Raw genomic sequence first — 17848 nt, 5'->3', positions numbered from 1 at the left:
GGTCGCGGAGGGTAGCAGCTCGCGCCCGGCACCGCAATTGCGGCGAATACGCCCGCGCCAGCGGCGCCGCTCCGGCGGCGCCTGTCGGACCCCGAGGACCCGAACCCTCGCGTGCGCTCTTGATCCGGGAGCGCATGTCGACTACCGACGGGACTCATGAGCGCCATGCGCCCACCGTCTCAGCGTCGTCCCCGTCGCGACCCTCCTCTGCGCGCTACCGCGATGTCCCTCGCGATGGCGTGCTCCCTCGCCTGCGGGGCGTCGCAGCGACCGGCCGCCGCCCCCGACTTCCGCACACTCCAGGTGCACGAGGCGCGCGTCAGCGAGCTCGGCGCCCGCGCTCAGGATGGGACGCTAGGCTGCTCGGAACGGCAGGGAGCGGCTGAACGATGTGGCGCAGAGGTGGCCCAGGCCCGCGCCGACGCGGAGGGAGTGCGCGACGCGGACCTCGAAGCGCGCCTCGACCGCCTCGTGCAGCACTGCGCTGCCGCCGCCGGCACCGTCCATGCCCAGTGTGCCGACGCCCAGTGACCAAGCGCCTCCCCTGAGCGCGCTCGCGGTGCTGCTGCTTTGCGCCGGCACGTCCGTGGCGCGTGTCGCTCAGGGCGCGCCGGTCGACGCGCTGTCCCTCGGCCTCCACTTTGCGGCCTCCCTGGCGCTAGTGCGGGTTGGCGCCTCCCTGGCCGTGCGGCGCCGTGCGCGCCTCATGGCGACGACGCTGAGGGAGACGACCCCTGTCGACCAGCTCGCACCGAGCACGACTGCGGAGCGGGGGGCCCCGCCCGACGCGCCACGCATGCGCGTCCCGCCCGCGCAGCGCTTCGACGACGTCGTGGACGACCCCGGGCGCCACCCTGACTGCCGCATCGTTCCGAGCGGACGGGGGGCGTGGTGGCGCGCTCCGTACGCAGGGGTCGTGTTCGGGGTCTTGCTCGGCGTCCACGCGCTGGCGGTCCCGCTGCTCCGTGCCCCCTGGACGCTCGGCGCGACGGCGCTCGCGTGCGCTCCCCTCGCGCTCTTCTGGCTGCGAGGCCGTGCGACCTGGCGGGCGCGGCGCGGGGTGGCGTTGGTGCTCACGCCCGAGGCGCTCATCGTCCGTGATGCGCGAGGTGCGCGCAGCGCTGCCTGGCGGGATGTCCGCGAGGTCGCCCTCGCCGAGCGAGCTGGCTGGGACACACTACGGGGGGCTCACCGCGTGACGTCGTTGGTCGTCGAGCGAGCGGGAGCCGACCCGCTGGTCATCTCCGAGGACGACCTCGCCGCTGCGCCGGGGGTGGTCGCTGGCGAGATCGACCGATACCGTGGGGCGTTCGTGGACTGACTGGGCCCCGCCGCCCTCCCGCGGCCACGCGCTGAGCTCTAGGCGTCGGTGCAGGCGGGCGGGCGGGCATTGGGGTCAGAAGCGCACGACGCCCTGCAAGACGCTGCCACGCCATGGTGTAGCGGTGACGAGGGCGCGCGCGTCGCATGAGACGACACCCGGCTATGGGCGAGGCGTCGCAGGAGTGGGCTCGGGCGGAGGGGCGGGCAGCTCCCGCTGTGCAGGAGCGACCACGCACGCGTCCACCGTGACGCCGACGGCAGGGGCGAACGACAACACCTCCAGCGGCCCCGTGGCGTCTACCGTGACCTGCGAAGACCCCGCCTGAACCTCACGTCGTACGTCGAGCAGCGTCAGCACAGCCTCGCGCTCCGAGCGTACTGCGCACACCACACGCACCGCACCGCGGGGAGCCCCGCTGGACGGCAGCACGACGCGCGCGTCGGTGCGAGGCTCGCAGCCCTCCTCCGCGCAGACCCACTCACCGACCCGCGCACCGGGGGCGTCGCCCAGCACCAGCCCGCGTCCGCTCGGGCGGCGCAGGACGCCCAGCTGCCCGAGCAGCGCGACGCCGCCCGGCACCGGCTGCTCCATGCCGAGGTAGCGCCAGAGCAGCGGAATCACCGCCCGGTCGCCGAGCTCGGTCAGCGCCCGAGCCTCCGCCGCGCGCGCCGGGAGGTAACGCTCGTCGCGCAGCTTGCGCCGCAGCGGGCCCACTGCCCTCCGATCGCCGAGCATCCCGAGGGCCGTCGCGGCCGCTGGTCCCAGCCGCACGTCGCTGAGCAGGGTGACGAGCGTATCGAGGGATGCGGCGGCGCGCAGCGCGCCGAGGGCCAGGACAGCAGAACGCCGCTCGCCCTCTTCTGCGCTCGCGTCCGCGGCCCATGCGTCGAGGACTGACGCGCCAGCGCGGTCCCCACGTGCGGCCAGCACGAGGGCGCCACGACGCCGCAGCTCCAGGCTGGTGTCGGGCCGGGAGACCAGCGCGCGCACGAGCCCAGAGCTGCCTTCGTCGCCGAGCGCGAGGGAGGCGAGCGCGGCTTCGTCTCGCACGGCCTGGTCATCGTCCTGGTCACGGATGCGGATCAGCGTGTGCAGCGCTGGCAGGTGGCGGAGGCGCCCCAGCAGACGGGCGGTCCCCGCCCGCACGGTCGCGCGTGTGTCGCCCAACAACGGCATCAGCTCGGGCGCCACCGACGCGTCTCCGAGCTCCGCGCGCGCCAACGCCTCGGGCCACGCCTGAGAACCCGCCATCGCCATGGCCTCCACATCGGGGATGCTCGCCACGAAGCCGCTCAGCGCCCCACGCAGCCGCGCGAGGACCTCGGGGTGCGAGTGGGCGACGTTCCGCCGCTCGCCCGGGTCGCGCGTGAGATCATAGAGCTGACAAGCGGTGGACTCGGTCGCGCAGATGGCCTTGTACAATCCGTCGGTGACCATGCGCGCGTCGCCGACCTCGGCAAATGCATAGCGCGGTCCTCCCTCCTGATGGACCAACAGCGGGCCCAAGTCGTCCCCGCGCATGCGTGCGTCCCGCGGGATCCCCAGCGCCGCGAGGATCGTGGTGGCGATGTCCACCAGCTCGACGGGCGCGTGGCTCTCGAACGGATGAACGAGCTCGGGAGTGGACCACAGGAGCGGCACCCGGACCTGCTCCTCGTACAGCGTGGACCCATGGTAGAGCCCACCGTGGTCGCCGAACTCCTCGCCGTGGTCCGCCGTCACGATGACCGTCGCCCCGGGGCGGTAGCGCCGGAACACGCGCACGAGGTCACCGATGGCGTCGTCCGCCGCGGCCACTTCGGCGTCGTAGCGCTCCTCGGCGGAGTCGCCGCGGGCGAAGCGCGGGTCTGGATCGTAGGGCTCGTGCGGCTCGAACAGATGCACCCACGCGAAGACGTCGCGCTCGCCTCCCCCCTCCTGCTCCAGCGATTGCAGGTACTCGCGCAGCTGCCGGACGCGCCGGTGCGCGGGGGCGAACATCTCCTTCTGGTACTCGAACCCGAAGCGCGCCTCGCGCAACGCCTCGAAGCGATGGGCATCGACGAAGAAGATGGCGGGTGGGTAGAACGCGGCTGTGCGCATCCCATAGCGACGCAGCAATTCGGGCAACGCGACGTGCGTGGAGGGCGCGCCCGGCAGGTCCAGCACGGGCCTCAGGTACTTCCCCGTCAGCAGGCTGGACAGCGCATAGCTGGTGTGTGGCGTGGGCGTATAAGCGCGCTCGAACACCGCGGACTCGTCCGCAAGCGCGTCCAGCTGCGGTGTCGCGTGACGGGGACTGCGCAGGCGGTCCGCGCGGAGCGCGTCCACCGTGATCAGCAACACGTTGCGGGACGTCAGGCGCAGCCCGGTGCGCAGGTCCGGCGCATCCATCTCGGACGCAGCGTCCCCCTGCCGTGGGCCCGTGAGGTCGTCCGTCGCGTCGCCCCGTGTGTTCGCGAAGGTCAGGAGCCGCTCGGCCAGCTGCAGCGTCCGACCGCTGACCCCCGTGTACTCCGCGACGACGAACGCCACGTTGGGGGCGCTCAGGGCACGCCACACCGCCATGGGCAGACCAAGCAACGCGACGCCGACGAGCACTGCCAGCAGGCGCGGAGAGGAGCGTCGGTCGCGGAGGGGGGCGAGCCACGTCGCGACCGACACGAACACCAGCACGAGAGCGGCGAGCGTGCCGTGGAACACGGGGTACAGGCGCCGCAGCAGGAACGCGTCGGCCACGCCCGCAGCCAGAGCGAGGGCGAGCACCCCGAGCGCCAACGTCGCGCTCCCGCCCGCGCGCGCTCGGGCATCGAAGCGCGCGCCCAGCTTCAGCACGGTAAAGGCTGGGATGGCGGCTACCAGGGACACCAGGGGGACGCGCAGGGGGGAGTCGTGCACCCGACGCCCCGAGGTCAGCAGGTAGAGCACCACGGTGGCGAGCGCGAACACGATCACACACAGCAGCCGCGCGCGCCCCTCGGCGTCTGGGGCGACGCGGGCGAGCGCGTGTCCGAGCGCGTAGCAAGCGGCCGCGCCTCCCACACCAGCCGTGAGCGCCAGTGCCACGAAGGTGTGGCGCTCAGCCTGTCCCAGGAACAGTGACCAGGTCGGCGTCGCGACGGCGAGGCCGATGTCGAGCGCGGAGACGAGCACGCCCGCCAGCAACACGCGGGGCGCCCAGGTCGGGCCGCGGGGTGGCTCGCTCGCGGTCATCCGGACTCCTCCGCCACGATGGCCTGCTCGAGCACCCGGCGCACGGCGTGCCGCGCCCGCGCATGGTGCGGCGCCGACAGCGACGGGTCGTCCGCGTGGAGCGCGCGCGCCAAGGACCGCGCGAGCTCCAAGCGCTCGAGGTCCCGAAACAGATCGGCGAAGCGGAACCCCGCGGCGCCCGCCTGGCGAACCCCAAAGAGCTGCCCAGGGCCACGGATGGCGAGGTCCCGCTCCGCGAGCTCGAAGCCATCGGTGGTGGCGCACATGGCCGCGAGACGAAGCTCCGCGTCCGGGGTGAGCGCGTCCGCGTGCACCAGCAGGCATGCGCTCTGGCGCTCACCGCGCCCCACCCGCCCACGCAGCTGGTGGAGCTGCGCCAGGCCGAAGCGGTCGGCATCTTCCACGACGATGACGTTCGCCTCGGGCACGTCCACGCCCACTTCGACGATGGTCGTCGCGACCAGCACCGTGACGCGCCCGTCCGCAAACGCACCCAGGGCCTCCGCGCGCGCTTCGCGGTCGAGCTTGGCGTGCAGCATGGCCACAGGGACGTCCAAGCGGGCGCTCAGCTCCTGATGAACCGCGACGACCCCGCGGCCGGATGGGTCCTGCTCCTCGTCGTCGTCTTCCCGCCCGCGCGCCGACGCTGGGGCGATGGTCGGGCACACGACGAACGCGCGCCCGCCAGACGCCAGCGCACGCTCGAGCTGGCGGTATGCCTCCCCCCGCCCGGACGACGCGTAGCGCTTCGTGATGATGGGCTTCCGGCCCGGCGGCAGGCCGCGCATGGTGCTGACCTCGAGGTCGCCGTAGAGCGCCAACGCCAAGCTGCGCGGGATGGGCGTCGCCGTCATGACCAGGAGGTGCGGCGCGCGTCCGCCAGCCTTGTCGACCAGCTGCAAGCGCTGCGCGACCCCGAAGCGGTGCTGCTCGTCGACGACCACGGCGGCCAGGTCGTCGAACTGGACGGCCTCCCCCAAGAGGGCATGCGTGCCGACGATGATGTTCGCCTCACCGCTGGCGATCGAGGCGAGCCGCTCACGCCGCTCGCGCGCGCGGAGCTTGCCCGCCATCAGCACGGGCCGCAGCCCCATCGGCTCCGCCAGGCGTGTGATGCCCCGAAAGTGCTGCTCCGCGAGCACCTCGGTGGGTACGAGCCAGGCGATCTGAGCGCCGACGTGGGCGACCTGCGCGCTGGCCAGCAGCGCGACAGCGGTCTTGCCGCTGCCCACTTCACCTTGGAGCATGCGGCGCATGGGAGTCGTGGCCGCCAGGTCCCGGCGCACGTCGCCCAGCACGCGCCGTTGATCCTCCGTGAGCGAGAAGGGGAGCTTCCCCTCGTCCGCACGGCAAACGTCGGCTGGCGCGACACATGCGCGGGCGGGCAGCCCAGCCTCGTCGGCCCTGCGCTGCTGGAGCGCGAGCTCGAGCAGGAACAGCTCCTCGATCGCGAGGCGACCGTGGTGCTCGGTGTCCCCGGCGTTCCACGTGACCAGCGCGTCTGGGTCCAGGTCGGCCGGAGGCGCGTGCAGCGCGGCGAGCGCGACCCCCACCGGGCCCAACGCCCCTCGGTCGCGGACCGCGTCGGGGATGATGTCAGGCACGAACGCGCCGACGCGCTCGAGCGCCGCGGCGAGCGCCTTGCGCAGAGCCGCAGGCGTGACGCCCGGGATGGCGGGATAGCGCGGGACGATGGCCCCCGCCTCGTTCGGGAGCTCGGGGTGGGCGATGGTGAGCACCCCGCGGTGCTCGTCCACGCGGCCGAAGACGCGCACGGTGGCCCCCACCGGGAAGCGCTGCGCGAGGCCCGGAAGCCCGTGGAACCAGACCAATCGCAGCTGCCCATAGTGACCACTGGGGTCGGACGGCCGTGGCACGAGGCGCACCTCGCTCAGCCGTTTGCGTCCTCGCGGAGGCGGTTGCGTGACCGTCCGCACGACGCCCTCCGTCAGCAGGCGTGCTCCCGGCGTGAGCCGACCGATGGGCGTCACCAGACGTCGATCGTCGTAGCGGCGGGGGAGCAACCAGACGAGGTCGCCGACGGACGACAGGCCGCGCTCCGACAGGGCCTTCCCCGACACCTTGCCGATGCCCGGCAGCGTCTCCACCGGCGCCGCCAGGATGGCGTCGATCGCGCCCTCGTCGGGCGCTCCCTCGCGCGCTGTGCGCGACGCTGCGGACGTCGAGCCCACCTCGAGGTGGGGGGGCGTGATCGTGGAGGGGTCCGTCGCGCCCACGTGCCTATCCTGGACCTAGTGCCTCGGCGCCGGGCTCAGGGCTGCGACCAACGGACGGCCGTGATCTCGTAGGTGCGCATGCCCCCCGGGGTCTTGACGGTCACTTCGTCACCCGCCTCACGGTTGATGAGCGCACGCGCCACCGGGGACGTGACCGAGATGAAGCCCTTCTCCACGTCGGACTCCTCGGAGCCCACCAGCCGGTAGACCTTGGTCGCGCCGGACTCGACCTCTTCGAGCTCGACCCACGCCCCGAACTTCACCTTGTCACCGCCCAGAGTGGCTGGATCGATGACCTCTGCGCGAGAGATCTGGTCCTCGACGACGGCGATGCGCGCCTCCACCATGCCCTGCTTCTCGCGCGCCGCGTGGTACTCGGCGTTCTCCTTCAGGTCGCCATGGTCCGCAGCCTCCCCAATCATCTGCGAGATCTTGGGGCGCTCGGCCTTCAGCTCGGCCAACTCGCTCTTGAGGGCCGCGAAGCCCTCGGGTGTCATGGGGACCCGTTCCATGAGCAAGTCGTAGACGTTTCCTCGCGCGGAAGCAAGCTCGGCGCCGTGCGGTGTCCGAGGCGCCATGATATGAGCGAGGCGATGCGCGTCACCCCCTACCCCATCACGGCCTACGGGCTCGCGTGCGGTCTCGGCCGTGACACCGCGACCGTGCTGGAGCGCCTCCGCCGCGGCGAGCGCGGGCTCACCCCCGTCCCGCTGTCCGTGCCCTTCGAGACCGTGACGGGCACCATCCCGGGCGACCTCCCGACGCTGGACGCACGCATCGTCCGGCACGACTCCCGACTTGCCCGCGTGACGCAGCTGGGCTTCGCGTCGATCGCGAGCGAAGTCGTCCGGGCCGTCTCGACCTGGGGGCCCGCACGCGTCGCATGCGTCATGGGCACGAGCACCGGCGGCATCTGGGCCACGGAGGTCGCGCACGCCGCGCACCACCATGAAGGTTCGCTCCCGGCCGGCTTCGACTACGCGGCCCAGCACCCGTTCCACATCACCACGGACATCTGCCGCGCGCTGGGTGGGTTCGAAGGGCCGCGGTACATCGTCAGCACCGCCTGCTCGTCCAGCGGCAAGGTCTTCGCGTCGGCCCGCCGCTTGCTGGACGCCAACCTCGCAGACGCCGTGCTCGTCGGCGGGGCGGACGCGCTGTGTCACACCACCGTGCGCGGGTTCTTCAGCCTGGGCGTCATGGCGGAAGGCCCGTGCATGCCGTTCAGCGAGGACAGGCCGGGTATGAACATCGGCGAAGGGGCGGCGTTCGCGCTGGTCGAGCGTCGCGGTGCACCGCGCGCCATGCTCCTCGGTGTGGGCGAGAGCAGCGATGCGTACCATCCGTCGTCGCCCCACCCGGAGGGACGCGGCGCGCGCGACGCCATGGCACAGGCGCTCGCGCAGGGCGGCGTGACCGCCGAGGACGTCGACTACGTCAACGCGCATGGGACCGGCACCAAGCACAACGACAGCGCCGAGTCCTGCGCGGTCGAGTCACTGCTGGGGCGCGAGGTGCCCGTGGTCTCCACGAAAGGCTACACGGGGCACACGCTGGGCGCATGCGGTGCCGTCGAGGCCATCTTCGGCATCGTCGCCATCGAGGAGGGCTTCCTCCCGGCGAGCGTCGGCTCGACGCCCCGTGATCCGGGCATCCCGCTGAACATCCCGAGCGAGCGCGTGGACCTGCGTCCGCGCTTCGTGCTCAGCAACTCGTTCGCGTTCGGCGGAAACAACTGCAGTGTGCTGCTCGGGAGGCCTGAATGAAGGCGGTGTACGTCCTCGGCTACGGCTTCTACACCCCGGGCTTCCCCACCCTCGCCGCGTACCGCGACGGCGTACCCGTGGACGGTACGTCCCGACCAGCCGTGGACTTCGTTCCGTCCCGCAACAAGCGCGGGTGCAGCATGCTGACGTTGGCGGCGGCGGAGGTGGCGCACCAGGCATGCGCCGATGCGGGTGTGCCGGCCTCCACGCCCGCGCTCGTGTTCGGGAGCTGCCACGGCGAGATGGAGATCGCGGTCGCCCAGATGGAGATGTTCCAAGCGGACAAGGGGCTGCTCTCGCCTGCGCGGTTCAAGAACAGCGTGCACAACACGGGCGCAGGGATGTTCTCCATCGCGGCCGAGAACCGCGGGTACGCCACGGCCATCGCCGCCGGGCACGACACGGTGGCCCTCTCGCTGCTGGAGGCCATGCTCCTCCTGCACCACGACCGCTACGAGCTGGCGCTGGTGGCGCTGGCCGACGAAGCGCTGCCGGCCCCGCTGACGGGGTTCTCGGACCACGAGGCCCTCGGCGTGGCGCTGTTGCTCGCCCGCGCCCCCGCGGCGGACGGTACCTGCCGCGGGACCCTGTCGGCGCCGATGCGGCAGTCGTCCCAGGCGGGTCGGTACGCACGCGACGAGCGCTTCAGGGGCAACCCGGTGGCGCCTTTGTTGGACGTCATCGACGCGCTCGAGGCCGGCGGGCCCGCGGACGTGCCGCTCAGTCTGGACGGCGGCGAACCGTGGATGACGCGCGTGGAGCCCGCGTGACGAACACGGGGAGAGTGGCCATCACGGGTGTCGGCCTCGCGTCACCCATCGGGTGCGATGTCACGTCGGCGATCGCCGCGCTCCGGGCCAACGCGAACGGCGTGACACGCACGGACCGCTACGCCGCCTACGGTGGGCTGGACGCCCAGCTCGTGGCAGAGGTCCGCGACCTCGACCTGCAACGCTGGCCCCGCAAGCGGGTGCGCACGATGGGCCGCGTCGCGCGCCTCGCCCTGCACGCGAGCGAGCAGGCGATCGCCCAGGCGAACGTCGACGAGGAGACGCTGCGTTCCGGTCGCTGCGGCATCGCGTTCGGGTCGACGCACGGGAGCAGCGACGCGTGGGAGCGCATGGCGCGCGCTTGGCTGCTCGACAACGACCTGCGCGGTGGGGGCTCCAGCATCTACCTGCAGTTCATGGCCCACACGTGCGCGGCGAACCTGGCCATCTACTTCGGCATCACGGGGCGCGTCCTGCCCACCTGTGCGGCATGCGCCAGCGGCAGCATGGCCATTGGCCAGGCCTACGAGGCCATCCGCGCGGGCGCGCAGGACGTGATGCTCGCAGGCGGCGCCGAGGAGCTGCACCCAACGCACGTCGCGGTCTTCGATGGCATGTACGCGGCATCGCTCGCCCACGAGCACCCGGAGCGCGCCTCGCGCCCCTTCGACGTCGGCCGCGACGGGCTGGTCGTGGGTGAGGGCGCCGGATGCGTGGTGCTCGAGCGCTGGGACCGCGCCGTCGCGCGCGGCGCCGACATCCTGGCGGAGGTGGTGGGCTATGGCTCGAGCTGCGACGGAACGCACGTGACGGCCCCGTCCGCGGACGGCATGGCCGCCGCCATGCGCCTGGCCCTCGAGAGCGCGGCCTTGCCCCCGAGCGCCGTGTCCTACGTGAATGCACACGCGACCGCGACGACGCTCGGCGACGTCGTCGAGAGCCAGGCCACCTACGCGGTGCTGGGTGGCAGCGTACCGGTCAGCAGCACGAAGGGACACACGGGGCACACCCTCGGGGCCTGTGGGGCCATCGAGACGGTCTTTTGCGTGGGGGCCATACGCGAGGGCTTCCTGCCAGCGACGCGCAACCTCGACCAGGTCGACACGGCCTGCGCGCCCCTCGACTACATCCGCACACCACGCGACGCACGCCCCGCGGTGGTGATGAACAACAACTTTGCGTTCGGCGGCATCAACACCTCCCTGCTCTTGCGTACGCCATGAACCACTCAACGTATGACATCATCGTGCTCGGTGCGGGGCCCGCTGGCAGCACCACTGCGAACCTCCTGGCGCGCGCGGGCCACCGTGTGTTGGTGCTGGAGAAGGAGACCTTCCCGCGCTTCCACGTCGGAGAGTCGTTGCTGCCCGCCGACCTCGCGCTGTTCGAGCGCCTGGGCGTGGACTTGTCCGATCCGTCGCGCTTCGTCTTCAAACGAGGAGCCCTCTTCCTGGACGAGCGAACGGGGGAGCAGGTCGCGTTCTCCTTCGCCGACGGCCTCCCTGGCACCCCGACACACGCGTACCAGGTCGAGCGCGCCGACTTCGACACCATGCTCATCGAGCGGGCCGTGGCGCTGGGGGCCGAGCTGCGCTACGCGACCCGCGCCGAGGCGGTGACCATCGACGACGACGGCGTGTGGGTGACGGCCAACGGTGAGCTTCTGCGTGCGCGCTATCTGGTCGACGCCACGGGACAGAACGCGTTCATGGCTGGACAGCTGCGCACGCGCCAGCGCATCGAGGGGCTCGGCTTGGCGGCCGTGGGCTGCCACTTCCAGGGGCTGTCGGACGCTGCGGCCGCCGAGCTCTACGAGACCGGCAACGTGCTGGTGTTCATGCTCGAGGACGGCTGGGGCTGGGGCATCCCGCTGTCGGGCAACCGCCTGAGCGTCGGCCGCGTCATGGCCAAGCAGGGCATCGGCGAGGACACGCTGCAGCAGCTGCTGGACGGGTCACCCACGCTGCAGCGGCTCACCGCGGGAGCCGCCCGCGTGGGCGGGGTGCGCGTCGGGAACTACAGCTACAAGAACACGGCCCCCCACGGCGCGCGCTACGCCTGCGTGGGCGACTCGGCGTGCTTCTTGGACCCCGTGTTCTCCTCCGGTGTGACGTTCGCCATGTTCGGGGCCGAGAAGCTCGTGGAACAGCTGGACCCGGCCTTGCGCAGCGGAGCCGAGGCCGACCCCGAGCTGGCTGCCCCGCTCGCCACGTTCATGCAGCACGCCTACGACGTCTTCGGCGCGCTGTGCGGGCGCTTCTATCACGCCGACCTGGTGCATCGCGTCTTCTTCTACGACTCGCCCGACCCGCACATCACACGCGGCGTGGTCAGCGTGTTGGCAGGCGACATCTACCGCGACGACAACCCCTTCCAACGCATGCTGCTGGGGGACCGCCGCCGCATGCGCATCTGACGCCGACGGGCCTCGTGCGCCGTCGATGGCGACGACGCCTCAAGCGCCGTCGGCCAGGAGGGTGAACGTGTCACCCGTGTTGGGGATCGTGTCCGCGTTCCCGTCGGTCCACTCCAGCACGAAGTACGCGCGCGTCTCGGTCGGCAAGCTGGGCGCGATGACCGTGGCGAAGTAGTGCGCGGCGGCGAGCGTGCCCTGAGCGATGTAGCCATGGGCCGCCACCACGGTGCTGTTCGACGGCGTGTCGCGGATGATCTGCACGACGCCATAGTCGTGCGACGTGCTGATGTCGCCGATGGCCACGTCCAGCACGACCGTCCCGCCTGCGCGTTCCGTCACCACGTAGCGCCCCGCCGGGAAGGTGGCGCGCACGGGCGCGGACGACATCGTCAGGTACTGCATCACGTTCTGGACGAGTGAGTCTCCGCCGAGCACCCCGAGGGTGGTCGCCCCGAACAACGGCGCGAAGGTGGTCGGATCGAGGAGCCCCGCCTGGGTCTGGTCCACCATGCTGATCGCGGGAGACTGCATGCACCCCGACGCGACCGCAGACGCCATGGTCGTGCCAGCCTGTGTGTCGTTGGCGTCACCGTCCAAGATGACGGTGATGCTGGGGAAGCTGCAGCCCAACGCGAAGCCCGTGACACCCGCGTCGGGCTCACCACCCGCGTCGTCAGGCCCCAGATCCGATCCGGGGTCCCCCTGATCCGTGCCCGCGTCACGCCCCTCGACCGTCTGGAAGGCCAAGCGTCCGCATCCGATCGAGAGGACCAGCAAGGCGCTCACCAGCGAGGCTCGGACGGGCATCAGCCAAGAGTGCATGATCGACCACGTACCATGCCAGTGCGCGCTGGACACCCGCAGGAAAAACTGGTGCAATGCGACGTGCGCGCTGAAGACTGGCTCGGGAAGCTGCTGTTGGGACGCTATCGACCCGTGCACGTGCTGGCGCAAGGCGGCCAAGGCGTCGTCTACCTCGCGCGTGCAGAGGGGGGCGTCGGCGGCTTCGTGCGACCGGTGGTCGTCAAGCGCATCCTCCCGGACGGCCTCGAGAACGAGAACAACACGCGCCTGTTCTTGCGCGAAGCGAAGCTCCTGTCGGAGATGGATCACCCCAACATCCTCGACATCATCGACCTGGACGAGGTGGACGGTCAGTACGTCATGGTGCTCGAGTACGTGCGGGGCGCGGACATAGGGCGCTGGGCCCGCTTCCTGAACGACCAGCGCCGCGGGTTCGCGTGGGACCTGGCCGTGCACGCGTGTGCGTTGGTGGCCGACGCGCTCCACTACGTCCACACCCGCCGCGACGCAGAGGGCGCGTCCCTCGGGATCATCCACCGTGACGTCACGCCGGCGAACATCCTGATCGACGTCGAGGGCACCGTGAAGCTCGCGGACTTCGGCATCGCGCGCCGTCAGGGTGACAAGACGGAACAGATCAACGGGTCCGACGTCGTGCGCGGGAATTTCTCGTTCGTCGCGCCCGAGGTCTTCGTGGGCACGCCTCCCACTCCCGCCGCCGACATCTACTCCCTGGGGATGGTGCTCCACTGGCTCGTGTCGGGCACGCGCGCGCAGGCGGGCAAGACGCTCGAAGCGACCGTCTTCAAGGCCATCTACGAGACCCCTCAGCGCTTGGACGAAGCATCGCTCGAGGTGCCCAGCGCGCTGGCCGACGTGGTCGAGCAAGCCATCCAGAAGGATCCCCTTTCGCGCGTCCCCAGCGCCGCCGAGCTAGCCGAGCGGCTGCGAGCCACGCTTCCACCGGGAACCCCACAGCGGTTCGCGGCGACCGTCCAGAGCGACCTCACCAGCGCCGCATTCGGCGCCTTCGGGAAGGCCATCTCGCTCGCGGAGCTGGACGCGATGTGGCGCGACTACGTGCCGCCGAGCGAGGCCCCCGAGGTCGTAGTGCCCGCGGCGGCGACGGGGCGCGCTGAAGGTGGTGGCCCGAGGCGCTTGCTCGTCGCGGTCTTCGGGGGGTTCGCACTCGCGCTGATCGGGGTCGGCGTCTGGTGGCGGCTGAGCACGCCTGCGGTGCAGGAGCCAAGCCAGTTCATCCTGGTCCGTGGGGACGTGTCCGCCGTGGGCGCCGGCATCGACGAACGCGCCCCCGCGACCGGACCGACCGCCGCGAGCCCCACGTCGCCCGAAGGCCTCCCGTCGGACGCGCCGCCCTCAGAGGATCCAGCGCCTCCTCGAGAGGCACCCGCGAGCGCGGCCTCGGCGGAACGTCCACAACCCCGCGCCGAGGTCACCGCGGCGACCCTCACCCGCACGTTCTCGCAGCGGCGAGGCGCGATTCGACAGTGCGCCGACCGGCACTCGGAGATCGAGCGCGTCCAGGTCACCTTCCGCTTCGACGTAGACGAGTCCGGACACGTGCGCGGGGTCGACCTCAGCCCCGCCAGCACGGCGGGCACCCCACTCGGGGCGTGCTTGCTCGGTGTCGCCCGCGGCACCCGCTTCGGCCCGCTCCCGCGCGCCGCGAGCTTCAGCATCCCCGTGGCGGTCCGTCGCGGCGGCGACGAGACCCCCTGACACACCGTCAGCCTCCAGCGGCTCGGCGCACGAAATAGTGCACCCCCCGCGTCGTCGTGATTCGCACGGCGATCCCCCCCGCGTCTGCGGTAGCCGTCGCCGAGAAGGATCCGCGGCGGTCCAACGTGAGCTCTTGCCCGCCCACGGCCACGCGTGATCCTGGCTGAGCCGTGCCCGCGACGCTCACGCTCGCCCCCGCCCCGAAGCCGCGGTCTGGTGGACTCGCCAGATAGGCCGTAGGCGTGGCGGTGTCGTAGCGGAGCGTGACGCGCGTCACGGGCGACGTGCGGCCGCCTCCCTCGAACTGGAACGTGAGCTCGCCCTCGCGCAGGGCGGAGCGCGGCACCGTGGCGCTGGGCGACGAGCTGGTGAGCCTCGTGCGCCCCCGCGTGCCCGTCAGTCGAACGCTGTACTGCTCGGCGCTCGGGGCGTTGGGCCAACGCAGCGCGAGGGTGGGGAGCGCGCCCTCGTACAGGAACGTGTAGCGGCGCCCGTCGGCGTCCACGCCATGTCGCTGCGAAGCCGTGTTGAGGCGCTGCCGCCCGGCGTCACCCGTCACCGTGAGCTGCCCCCCCGCCCCGAGCTGCCCCCCGCAGTAGACCTCGTAGCGACTGCGCCCGCGGGCCAGCCGCACACCCACCGTCCCCCCGCCCGTGTAGACGACGGTGCTGCCGCCAGAGGCCACGCGAACCTCGCCGTCGGCGCAGCCGGTGCGAATCCCCACGAGCGCAGGAGGCGCTGGATGGTGGACCACGCCACCTGCTCCCGCGGCCACGCTGAACTCGACCGGAGACACGCTCGGCAAGCGTGGGCCGTCTCCGCGCAACGTCCCCTCGCCGGGGGCATCGTCCATGTCCGTGCTGGCGGCGTCTTGATCGTCACCGGTCGCGTCGGCCTCTGTGGAGTCCCCGGCCGTGTCCGGGTCCGATGCGGAGTCCCCCTCTGGACCGTGCCGCGCGGTGTCTGGTCGCCCCGCTGGCGCCGCCGCGGCCGTGGCGACGGAGGGCGCCGCCGTGGGCCCGGCGTAGTGTTCACCCGCTGTCAGACGAGCGCCGTCCTCCAACTGCGCGAGACCGAACAAGACCTCGAGCTGCGTGCCTTCGTCGCCACGGATGGCGCGCACCCGGCCGCCTCGCTCCACGCGCACGGGACCGAACTCGGTCACGATGTCGAGGGCCTCACCCGCCTCCACCTCGATCTCGCCGCCCCCGAGCTCCAGCGTGGGGGTCTCGTCCGGCTGGCCGCCGAAGCGCACCAGCGCGTTGGCTCCCATGCGCAGACCTCCGCCCCCTTGGAGCTGCAGCTGTGCGCTGCCGTCCGGTCCCGTGCGCACGGCTTCTCCGAGCGCGATGCCGGCGTCGACGGCTGCGGTCCGCCACGCCTCGATGGCACCGACCTCGTCCCGCTCCACCGTACCCGCGACCTGGGCCAACACGGCGACAGGCTCGCTCCCGCAGCCACGCCCACATCCGAGCAGCGCGAGGGCAGCCGAGGCACAGAGCAGCCAGGAGCGTGTCCGGACGGAGAGGGCGCGGCGGTGATGCGTTTGGGTCATTCGGGGCGGAGGTGGACTTCGATGACGACGACGCCACGTTCTTCCACGTCGACGTGACGCTCTTGGGCACGATAACCCGGTGCGTCGACGTGGAGCACGTGACTGCCCGGCGTGACGGCGATGGAGAAACGCCCCTCCGCGTCCGCGTCGATGCTGCGCGGATCGTCGTCGAGGCGAATCCGGGCGGTCACCGCGGCGCCACGGAGCCCACGGACGCTGCCGCGGATCTCACCGTCTGGCAGGCCGGGTCGCAGCGTCAGGGGCGCCACCTCACCGCCCGCGTCGGGACCGAGCTCGGTGCGTGACACCGTGTGACCTTCGGCCTCCACCCGCAGGGTGAGCGCGCCCTCTGGGAGTCCGGCGAGCGTGTACCAACCGTCCGCGTCCGTCTCCCCCTCTGCCACCACGCGACCGTCGGACAGCGCCACCACGCGTGCCCGCGGCACGGCGCTACCGTCGTCGCCCACCACACGGCCGCGCAGCGCGCGCGCGACGTCGGGGGTGGGCTCGCCAGCGGACGAGCCATCGTCGTCCTCGCTCTCCGCGCTGGCATCCGCCTGGTGCGCGCGCGCGGAGAGGCGTCCCAAGTCTACGGCGAGCGTGAGCGAGAGCGAGATGCGGGGGACGACGCGATATGGCGCATCCGCGCGCACACGAGGGTAGCCCCCCAAGCGCGCCGTCGCGTCCAAGCCGAGGTGAACGCGCTCGGCGAGCGTCAACGCTGCGCCGAGCATCGCCGAGGCCCGACTCGCTGAGAACGGCAGGTCGCCACGCTGGACGAGCGCGTCGAGCGCCACCTCCGCGTAGAGCGTCGCGAGTCCGACCGTACCCGACACGCCGAGGCCCACCTCGACTGCGTCTGCGTCGGTGACACCCAACGAGACCTGATCGTGCGCCGTGTACACGCGGCCCCGCGGGATGGAGCGGGCGCTGCGGTCCAAGAGGTACCCCGCGCGAACCGACAGCGACGCTGCGCCGATGTCCACCTGGCCGTAGAGCGTCACGGAAGGCGAGAGCGCAGACAACACGACTCCTGGGTCATCGCCGGCGGGCGCCCAGAGCTCCGCGCCGAGACCCAGCGAAAACGAACTGGCGCGGAGCAAGCGCGCGAGCACGAAGACACGCGGCTCCCCCACCACCGAGTCATCCTGGCCCGCCCCCCCACGGTGTACGTCGCGATAGCCGCCGAGGCTGACGCCCAACGACAGCGCACGCAGCGGGTGGACCGCGAGCGCGAGCTGACCGGCCAGGCGATGGTGGGTGTCCCCGTCGCGCAACACGGACGAGGTGAAGCCGTACTGGCCGCCGAGCGCCAGGGTGGCGACCCCAGCCGGATCGTCGAGGCGCACGAGACGCTGGGCGCCTGTCAGCGCCGTGCGGCCGGACACGGCCTGGGCTTGCGCGACGCTCGGGAGGTAGGTGAGCGCTCCCACACAGACGAGCGCGACGACCCGCACCATCGAGCCGAATGCGCCGTACACGCGTGGTAGGCGCAGGCGCGTGCCGCGGTGCTCCTGCTGGACCGCTCGTTCTGGGACCCCGCGCTGGGGGGGTCCCGCGGGATCATGGGCTCGCTCGGCTGGCCGAATCGCTTCAGAGTCCATCAGACCTGAACGCCTCTGGGTGGGTGTTCCCTGACTCGTACCACGGCGCGCCCTCGTCGCGGACGAATTCCTGCGATCGCTACCAGGCTCCGGCGCGATAGGTGCCGAGCGCCAGGCGGCCCTGTGCGTCGAACACGATCCCCTCTCGGGCGAGGCAGACCCGCTGCTCCACCTGGGCTGCGCCCAGGAAGTCCCCCGAGCGCTCGCTGACCTCGCCGCGCGCGTTGACCACCCGCCACCAAGGGACCGTTGGGTCGGTGAGGGCCGCGAGCGCGTAGCCCACCCGCCGCGCGCTGCCTGGGCGACCCGCGAGGCGTGCCACATCTCCATAGGTCAGCACCTTGCCCTTTGGGATCTGGCGCACCACGTCGTAGTAGCTCGGGTACTCGGCGGCTCCTGTGGGGACCTCGTGCCGTCGTTTGCTCATGACGGCCACACCC

At 71.9% G+C, this 17848-nt stretch carries 14 protein-coding genes; 7 read left to right on the top strand and 7 right to left on the bottom strand.

Annotation, left to right across the window (positions count from 1 at the left end):
• Positions 1–222 precede the first annotated feature (222 nt).
• Both H6726_32050 and H6726_32045 read left to right on the top strand, forming a co-directional pair.
• A complete protein-coding gene (locus tag H6726_32050) occupies positions 223–531 on the top strand; it encodes a hypothetical protein (GenBank protein MCB9662317.1) in 309 nt (102 codons plus the stop codon).
• Positions 506–1321 (top strand): hypothetical protein, encoded by an 816-nt coding sequence (locus H6726_32045; protein ID MCB9662316.1) that lies wholly within the window; start codon positions 506–508, stop codon positions 1319–1321. The genes H6726_32050 and H6726_32045 overlap by 26 nt, the downstream gene beginning before the upstream one ends.
• 162 nt (positions 1322–1483) lie before the next feature.
• Here the strand turns inward: H6726_32045 and H6726_32040 are convergent, their stop codons facing one another.
• The 3 genes from H6726_32040 to greA are packed head-to-tail and all read right to left on the bottom strand — an operon-like array spanning position 1484 to position 7265.
• Positions 1484–4516: a sulfatase-like hydrolase/transferase gene (locus tag H6726_32040; GenBank protein MCB9662315.1), complete on the bottom strand. Its 3033-nt coding sequence runs from the start codon at positions 4514–4516 to the stop codon at positions 1484–1486.
• A complete protein-coding gene (locus H6726_32035; protein MCB9662314.1) occupies positions 4513–6753 on the bottom strand; it encodes an ATP-dependent DNA helicase RecG in 2241 nt (746 codons plus the stop codon). The genes H6726_32040 and H6726_32035 overlap by 4 nt, the downstream gene beginning before the upstream one ends.
• Positions 6754–6788: 35 nt before the next feature.
• A complete protein-coding gene (gene greA, locus H6726_32030; protein MCB9662313.1) occupies positions 6789–7265 on the bottom strand; it encodes a transcription elongation factor GreA in 477 nt (158 codons plus the stop codon).
• Between the two features lie 81 nt (positions 7266–7346).
• Between greA and H6726_32025 the strand changes: the two genes are divergently transcribed.
• Genes H6726_32025 through H6726_32010 form a run of 4 tightly spaced genes read left to right on the top strand, consistent with a single transcriptional unit; the run spans position 7347 to position 11705 of the window.
• Positions 7347–8519 (top strand): beta-ketoacyl-ACP synthase, encoded by a 1173-nt coding sequence (locus H6726_32025; GenBank protein MCB9662312.1) that lies wholly within the window; start codon positions 7347–7349, stop codon positions 8517–8519.
• Positions 8516–9289 carry a beta-ketoacyl synthase chain length factor gene (locus H6726_32020; GenBank protein ID MCB9662311.1) on the top strand — a complete coding sequence of 258 codons (774 nt, stop codon included), beginning with the start codon at positions 8516–8518 and terminating at the stop codon, positions 9287–9289. The genes H6726_32025 and H6726_32020 overlap by 4 nt, the downstream gene beginning before the upstream one ends.
• Positions 9286–10512, top strand: coding sequence for a beta-ketoacyl-ACP synthase (locus H6726_32015; GenBank protein MCB9662310.1), 1227 nt, complete (start codon positions 9286–9288; stop codon positions 10510–10512). The genes H6726_32020 and H6726_32015 overlap by 4 nt, the downstream gene beginning before the upstream one ends.
• Positions 10509–11705 carry a tryptophan 7-halogenase gene (locus H6726_32010; protein MCB9662309.1) on the top strand — a complete coding sequence of 399 codons (1197 nt, stop codon included), beginning with the start codon at positions 10509–10511 and terminating at the stop codon, positions 11703–11705. The genes H6726_32015 and H6726_32010 overlap by 4 nt, the downstream gene beginning before the upstream one ends.
• A gap of 39 nt (positions 11706–11744) precedes the next feature.
• Here the strand turns inward: H6726_32010 and H6726_32005 are convergent, their stop codons facing one another.
• Positions 11745–12527, bottom strand: coding sequence for a hypothetical protein (locus H6726_32005; protein MCB9662308.1), 783 nt, complete (start codon positions 12525–12527; stop codon positions 11745–11747).
• A 63-nt stretch (positions 12528–12590) separates the two neighbouring features.
• Here H6726_32005 and H6726_32000 point away from each other — a divergent pair, with 63 nt between their 5' ends.
• Positions 12591–14249, top strand: a complete 1659-nt coding sequence (locus H6726_32000) for a serine/threonine protein kinase (protein MCB9662307.1) — start codon at positions 12591–12593, stop codon at positions 14247–14249.
• 7 nt (positions 14250–14256) lie between these two features.
• On the opposite strand, the gene H6726_31995 is transcribed toward H6726_32000, so the two are convergent.
• The 3 genes from H6726_31995 to H6726_31985 form a co-directional block, all read right to left on the bottom strand.
• The gene (locus H6726_31995) at positions 14257–15804 is read right to left on the bottom strand and encodes a hypothetical protein (GenBank protein MCB9662306.1); all 1548 of its coding nucleotides are present in this window, start codon (positions 15802–15804) and stop codon (positions 14257–14259) included.
• Positions 15801–17408: a carboxypeptidase regulatory-like domain-containing protein gene (locus H6726_31990; GenBank protein MCB9662305.1), complete on the bottom strand. Its 1608-nt coding sequence runs from the start codon at positions 17406–17408 to the stop codon at positions 15801–15803. The genes H6726_31995 and H6726_31990 overlap by 4 nt, the downstream gene beginning before the upstream one ends.
• Before the next feature lie 79 nt (positions 17409–17487).
• Positions 17488–17835 carry an MGMT family protein gene (locus tag H6726_31985; GenBank protein ID MCB9662304.1) on the bottom strand — a complete coding sequence of 116 codons (348 nt, stop codon included), beginning with the start codon at positions 17833–17835 and terminating at the stop codon, positions 17488–17490.
• Positions 17836–17848: the final 13 nt, after the last annotated feature.

It is taken from the genome of Sandaracinaceae bacterium, from assembly GCA_020633055.1.
Taxonomy (GTDB): Bacteria; Myxococcota_A; Polyangia; order Polyangiales; family Houyiibacteriaceae; genus JADJJE01.
This window is presented reverse-complemented; position numbering and strand designations above follow the sequence as displayed.

Coding starts and splice junctions, on each gene's coding strand:
- H6726_31995 (MCB9662306.1), bottom strand. CDS start 15,804: ATGACCCAAACGCATCACCGCCGCGCCCTCTCCGTCCGGACACGCTCC.
- H6726_32020 (MCB9662311.1), top strand. CDS start 8,516: ATGAAGGCGGTGTACGTCCTCGGCTACGGCTTCTACACCCCGGGCTTC.
- H6726_32005 (MCB9662308.1), bottom strand. CDS start 12,527: ATGCACTCTTGGCTGATGCCCGTCCGAGCCTCGCTGGTGAGCGCCTTG.
- H6726_32045 (MCB9662316.1), top strand. CDS start 506: ATGCCCAGTGTGCCGACGCCCAGTGACCAAGCGCCTCCCCTGAGCGCG.
- H6726_31985 (MCB9662304.1), bottom strand. CDS start 17,835: ATGAGCAAACGACGGCACGAGGTCCCCACAGGAGCCGCCGAGTACCCG.
- H6726_31990 (MCB9662305.1), bottom strand. CDS start 17,408: ATGGACTCTGAAGCGATTCGGCCAGCCGAGCGAGCCCATGATCCCGCG.
- H6726_32010 (MCB9662309.1), top strand. CDS start 10,509: ATGAACCACTCAACGTATGACATCATCGTGCTCGGTGCGGGGCCCGCT.
- H6726_32050 (MCB9662317.1), top strand. CDS start 223: ATGTCCCTCGCGATGGCGTGCTCCCTCGCCTGCGGGGCGTCGCAGCGA.
- H6726_32040 (MCB9662315.1), bottom strand. CDS start 4,516: ATGACCGCGAGCGAGCCACCCCGCGGCCCGACCTGGGCGCCCCGCGTG.
- greA (MCB9662313.1), bottom strand. CDS start 7,265: ATGGAACGGGTCCCCATGACACCCGAGGGCTTCGCGGCCCTCAAGAGC.
- H6726_32025 (MCB9662312.1), top strand. CDS start 7,347: ATGCGCGTCACCCCCTACCCCATCACGGCCTACGGGCTCGCGTGCGGT.